Annotated in this window: 6 protein-coding genes; 1 reads left to right on the forward strand and 5 read right to left on the reverse strand. The window is 34.5% G+C overall.

What is annotated here, in order from left to right; all coding sequences use genetic code 11:
* Positions 1-186 precede the first annotated feature (186 nt).
* The 5 genes from H8718_RS14085 to H8718_RS14105 form a co-directional block, all read right to left on the reverse strand.
* Complete coding sequence (locus H8718_RS14085; protein WP_249333368.1) at positions 187-1,830, reverse strand: RNA polymerase sigma factor; 1,644 nt, start codon at positions 1,828-1,830, stop codon at positions 187-189.
* A gap of 92 nt (positions 1,831-1,922) precedes the next feature.
* Complete coding sequence (locus tag H8718_RS14090; protein ID WP_249333369.1) at positions 1,923-2,930, reverse strand: alpha/beta hydrolase; 1,008 nt, start codon at positions 2,928-2,930, stop codon at positions 1,923-1,925.
* Positions 2,931-3,168: 238 nt separating this feature from the next.
* Entirely contained in the window at positions 3,169-3,957 is a 789-nt protein-coding gene (locus H8718_RS14095) for a hypothetical protein (protein ID WP_249333370.1), read from the reverse strand.
* Entirely contained in the window at positions 3,951-4,649 is a 699-nt protein-coding gene (locus tag H8718_RS14100; protein ID WP_249333371.1) for an ABC transporter ATP-binding protein, read from the reverse strand. Before H8718_RS14100 ends, H8718_RS14095 begins: the two co-directional genes overlap by 7 nt.
* On the reverse strand, positions 4,649-5,017 hold the full coding sequence (locus tag H8718_RS14105) for a GntR family transcriptional regulator (RefSeq protein ID WP_177671065.1): 369 nt from the start codon (positions 5,015-5,017) through the stop codon (positions 4,649-4,651). Before H8718_RS14105 ends, H8718_RS14100 begins: the two co-directional genes overlap by 1 nt.
* Positions 5,018-5,168: 151 nt before the next feature.
* Between H8718_RS14105 and H8718_RS14110 the strand changes: the two genes are divergently transcribed.
* Positions 5,169-6,023, forward strand: a complete 855-nt coding sequence (locus H8718_RS14110) for a L,D-transpeptidase family protein (RefSeq protein ID WP_249333372.1) — start codon at positions 5,169-5,171, stop codon at positions 6,021-6,023.
* Positions 6,024-6,191 lie beyond the last annotated feature (168 nt).

Genomic DNA, 6,191 nt, shown 5'->3' on the forward strand with positions numbered 1-6,191 from the left:
CTAGCTTCTTTCATTTATCTTTTGCTATTATAATATAAAAATAAGTAAAAACGCCACTTCCAATATTCAACTATAAACGGCGGATGTAAATTCTAAAAACGCTTAAACAGCAAAATTAGTATCTTACTCAATAAAAGCCCTATACTATAGCTAAGTAGCTCACAGTATAGGGCTTCTATTTATAAATTATTTACTTACCATAATCCATGTTCCTTCTGCACAAGGTGTCCGCTCTGGTAAGGTTAAAATATTCTTTTTGATACATTCTTCAATAATATCACTTACAAGTCCGCAGCTTGTAACCATTGTAAACATATGATATTCACTCATTAAATGTTTAGGTACGAATTTCTTAATGAATTTATAGAGTTTATCTGCTGCGTCCTCTACTAAATCTTTAAATTCCTCTTCAATATCGAGTGCTAGGCTTTGGAAAGCATTGGCCTCTTCTATATCCATTACAACAACTTTAGGATATAAATACCCTTCTTCAACTTTTAAGTAGCCTGCCTCAATAGCTTTTGCAGCGGTTTCTTGCTCATCTTGTGTTAATTCACTCCGTTTGATACCCTTAATTGCTTGAAGTGTTAAACGTAGTAGCGGGTCATTGGAGATATCGTGCCCACAAGCAAAATGTTGCTGGATACGCTCACCATAAAGGTTAAAGGCAGACACAGCCTTATAGCCACAGATATTATAAGCACTTATGCCATCACATCCGTAAAATTGAATATCCAGTGCATCATTGGTCCCAATAACTATTCCAAAAACAAGATACTTCTCTTCTCGTTTTTGAATAGCTTTAAAATATTTCTCTTCTAGACATTGATCAATTCCCTTGCTATAAGACCATACTAAGAGGTTTATTAATGACCAAGCAATAAATCTTCTATCTGTTTGTTTATTTAAGAACGGAAAACCTAGAATGTCCTTTTCACGTCTTTGTAAATAAGCGCCTATCCTCTCAGCAAGGATTTCTATTTTTTCCTCATACATTTTATTTATTTCTCTAAAATGCTCTAACTCCAACATAATAAAATTAGAGATATACTTACCATTTTCTAATCTTTTCAATAAACCATAATCCCCATTTATTCCTGCACATTGAATTTCGAGCTCTTCTTCTATAAAAGGCATAGGCACATTGAGTAGTTCTGAAAGTTCTTTTGCGCTTCTAGCTGTATCTTTACATAGATAAACAAGATTTTGAGACAACATGCGCTCTGCCTTTGATGAAGGGTCATTCCCTACAGGGTCTCCCTTGCCAACAAATTGCATATGAATTGGTTTTAAACTTAAATCTTTACTCTCCATTTTTCCTACCTCTTTCTTAAGGGTATTACGTGCTGAGAACAGGCGTTGTTTTACTGTAGTTTCACTAAGTCCAAGGCATATTGCGATTTCAGACACTTTCATTTCATCTAAATAATACATGACCATGACCTCTCGGTACATTTTTGAAAGAAAGGCAATCTCTTTTTTAATCCGTTTAAGGTACAAGGCATCGCTCTCTTCTTCCATATACACTTCGATAGGGTGTGTCTCTAGATTTCGGACTTCCTCGTTATAGGCTTCCATAATAAATCTTTCTTTTTGCTTGGTGCGTTTCTCACAGTAATCTGCATACGTACGATGTGCAATGGTCCATGCAAAACTATAGAAATTTTCAATAGTAGGATTTTTACGCGCACCTTTAAGAATGTTTAAAATCATCTCTGAGCATAAGTCCTCGGCCTCAGGTGAATTATTACAGCGTTTATAGGCAAATCCATAGAGCTTATCTAAAAAATTTTTATCTATCATTTGTTCTATTGTAAGTTCTGTTCTCATAGTTCCCCTCAACATTAAAATTTGTTTCTTACACCTATATAGTCGGTAGAAAAATGGTTTGGTTAGATAAATTAATCTATTTATTTTTGCTTTTACCTTCTAGTATGCTTATCTCTCCATTTTGGAGCCTGGCCTCTATTCATCTCTTTATTCTTTCGGTTGATCCATTCTGTAGAAGCATCCATTGCAGCACGGCAAGCTTTAGTCTGGTCTAAAGTATTAAGCATAACAAAGTCATGAATGATAGCCTGGAAACGTATAGCTGTTACATCTACTCCAGCTTTTCGTAATTTTCTAGCATACTCTTCCCCCTCATCCCTTAGAACATCTGCTTCTCCATTTAAAATCATAGCATCTGGAAGGCCTTCTAACTCTTCTAGTGTGGCCCTTAAAGGAGAAGCTGTTATCTCATTACGTTCTTTATTACTCATAGTATACTGGTTCCAGAACCACATCATACCAGCTCTATATAGATAGTAGTCTACTGCAAACTTATAGTAGGATTTAGTAGAAAAGCAAGCATTGGTTACTGGATAATATAAAAGCTGTTTATGAATCTTAGGTCCTTTTCTATTCTTAGCCATAATAGTCATTACAGTTGCCATATTCCCGCCTACACTATCTCCTGCAACTGTTAAGGTATTTAAATTGGCACTGCAACCTATTCGTAATAATAAGCTAGGAAGCATACACATAACTTCATAACACTGTTCAATAGCTGTAGGGTATTTTGCTTCTGGTGAGCGCGTATATTCTGGAAAGACTACTATGGAATTCGTACGAGCTGCCAGTTCACGTACTAGTTTATCATGCGTATGCAAACTTCCAAATACCCACCCTGCTCCATGAATGTAATAAATGACATTAGGTATATCGACTCTATTAGTAGGTATTATTGCATACACATTAATTGTTCCCCAGTTACTTGTGGGGAATGGTATGGTCTTAATTTCTGCTGGATATTTATAAACAGGGGCATCTTGTGCCTTTTCCAAAACTTCACGCCCCTCTTTTGGAGGAAGCTGAAAAATTAAAGGCGGCTTAGAGGCATTATCACAAACCTGCTCCGCTTGCCACTCCAAAGGTATTGATCTTCTCATATATTGATTCTCCTTCATATCTTTTTTAAAGGTTCTATAATGCTATTTACCTATGCTATAAGGGTTTAAATACTATATTTCTAATATATGATCTGATCTCCAAAAATTTACTGTCTATTTCTCTATTGTATAATGCTCTTCCTATCCTTTTTATAAGATTTTAAAAGCTTATTGGGAAATATAAAAAGTCCCAATAAAGAGCTTACTCTCACTGGAACCTTTTATTTTCACCCTATCCTTACTCTAAATTTAGGTGTTTCTTTAGAATATAAGTTGTACCTTCAAACATAACGACTATAAAAATTATCGCCATTATATTTGCTATAAATAAACTCTTAGTAGGATCCATATTCGCCCCTGTATATAGACTTCCTAACATTGTCATTCCTGTTATCCAATTGATTGCCGTATTAATAACGAAGAAAGCTATAAATGATGCCGCCGTACGATGTTTTTGGAAACTTGGGAACTGTCCTATTGCTAAAGATAAGTAGATTAAGACTACAAATTGTATATACATCAAGAATGTTGCAAGTGCAAATTGGGTAATGACAAATAGGCCCATTCGACCTACTTCATCTTGTAGCATAATCATCATTCGTGGTATGAATATGGAAAACATCTGCCCCACTTCGGCAAAGAATTCTCCGGTAGCAAATAAAACGATAAATGTTATCACCCCAACTATTCCACTTAAAATAACCCATGTTACTGCTACAAGCATTTTAGTAATAATTAAACTTCTTATTTTAACAGGTAAGGTAAACATTAAATACCCTTCATCTGATAGTAGATTTTTTTGGAAACGTTGAATCGTTACAATTAAAGTGATGACAACTAATGCTATAAATAATCCAACTAATGCAAGGGTTGTAAAGTTACCTAGTGTATTAAGCTCTTCAAATACCCCCTTATTGCTTCTTCCTAAAAATCTTTGAATGAGTGCAACGAGCAAAATAGCGCCATACAGAGGTAAGAAAGTTCTTCCTGTCGCTTTAAATTCATATTTAATTAATTTTCCTAACATCTAAATACCTCCCTAAATAATGCATCTATAGATTGACCTTTTTCCTGTCTAATGTCATCTACGTTACCTTGTAACCTAACTTCTCCATAGCCTAGGAAAATAATATCATCACAAATATTTTCTACTTCTTGAATGAGATGGGTTGCTATAATGACAGAGCTCTCTTCAGAATAATTTTTAATAATCGTATTTAAAATATAATCCCTAGCTGCTGGGTCTACCCCTCCTATTGGCTCATCTAAAACATAGAGCTTGGCTTTTCTAGACATAACTAAGATGAGCTGAACCTTCTCTTTTGTTCCTTTAGAGAGGGTTTTAAGTTTGCTGTCTTCATCTATTTTAAGTGTAGCAAGCATCTGTCGTGCTTTCTCTATATCAAAGTCTTCATAAAAGTCACTAAAAAATCCTAGTAAGTCTTTTACCTTCATCCACTCATTGAGATAAGTTCTTTCTGGTAAGTAGGAAATCATCTTTTTAGTTTCTATGCCTAATGCTTGACCAGCTACTAATATCTGTCCATCTGTTGGCTGAAGCAGTCCATTAATGAGTTTAATCAGTGTACTTTTTCCGCTTCCATTAGGCCCTAATAAGCCAACTACTTTACCTGGTTCTATCTTTAAGCTTACATCTTTAAGTGCTTCTTTCTTACCATATGTTTTACTTACATGAGTAATTTCTAATATAGGTTCCATTATTTTATTCCCCCTAAATAATGTTGTATCAGTGTTATGACTTCATCTTGCGCATAACCTAGCTGCATTAATGATTCTATAAATGTCTTTACCTTTTCCTCTGCAAATTCATCTCTCATTTTGGTTAATAACTCCTTATCCTCTGTTACAAATCTTCCACTTGTTCTTTGACTATATACTAATGCTTCACGTTCTAGCTCTGCTAATGCTCTTTGCATTGTATTAGGATTCACACCCGCTTCTTCTGCCATATCTCTTACAGATTTTAACTTACTTCCACTTGCTAACTCACCTGTTACAATCATTAGTTTGATACGTTCTACGAGCTGCATATAAATTGGCCTTGTTGTATCAAATTTCCATGACATTGTACCACCTCTTTATTGTATTAATCACTTAATACAATAATACTTATACATTATAAATTTGTCAACATGTTTTTCAGAAAATTAATTACCATTTTTCACTTATCCTGTAGGTTTATCATAGTGTATTATAAGACTAAATTTGAGGTGAAATATGAGAAGAAATTTAAGAAGAAATAATAGACAAACATCAGAGTCTTATAAATATACTTTGGCCAATACCAATCTCTATCAAACAAAATCCACTTCATCTACAATACTTACCGCAATTCCTTCAGGTGCAAAAGTCCAGATTATTGATGGCGAAGAAGATTGGTATACCGTTATGTATAACAATCTAACAGGCTATGTCCCTGCCTCTTCCTTATCAACAACTAAATATACTTGGCTAGATTTACTCTTAAGATCTTATCCTTCCGCTGAATCCAATCCAGTTGCCATGGTTCCTGAAAAATCTGAAGTACAAGTTTTATCCGTAACGGGTGAATGGAGTCATGTTGTTTATAATGATCAACAAGGCTACATCTTTAGCTATTTCTTAACGGATGATGGGAATTCCCCAGCTCACTACGATTTCACATATTTTTATACTGATATGACTAGGTTCGTGAATGATAATCAAATCCCAAGTCCTACTGTAAACTTAATTACAACGGACTTAGAAAATAAACTCACTTATGTCTTTGAAAAAGGGGCTAATGGTCTACGGGTTTTACTCTATAAATGGGACTGCACTGTTGGAAAGCCTAGTACACCCACTATAAAGGGGACTTTTTATGTAAGTGGTAGAAAACCTTACTTTGGTACTGATAATTATAGAGTTAAATATGCAACCAGAATCAAAGGAGCCTATTATTATCATTCCGTTCTCTTTAATGCTGCTGGAACTGAAATCATAGATGCTAGACTAGGTATGGCTTTAAGCCATGGATGTATCCGATTAGCTGTAGAAAATGCCCAATGGATTTACGATAACGTATTAGATGCTAGTGCTATTGTGATTAATTAACCCTAAAACTTAGCTATACTCTATAAAAATAAAGGTGTCCTATAACTTATGATATGCTCCCCTTAAGGTAGACAGTTTAAATAATAAAACTGTTATCTTAAGGAGGAGCATTTTTCATGGGAAGAAAATCAAAAATTTCATATGAAATAAAAATAGATGTTGTTAAAA

This window comes from Zhenhengia yiwuensis (assembly GCF_014384995.1).
Classification (GTDB): Bacteria; Bacillota; Clostridia; order Lachnospirales; family Cellulosilyticaceae; genus Zhenhengia; species Zhenhengia yiwuensis.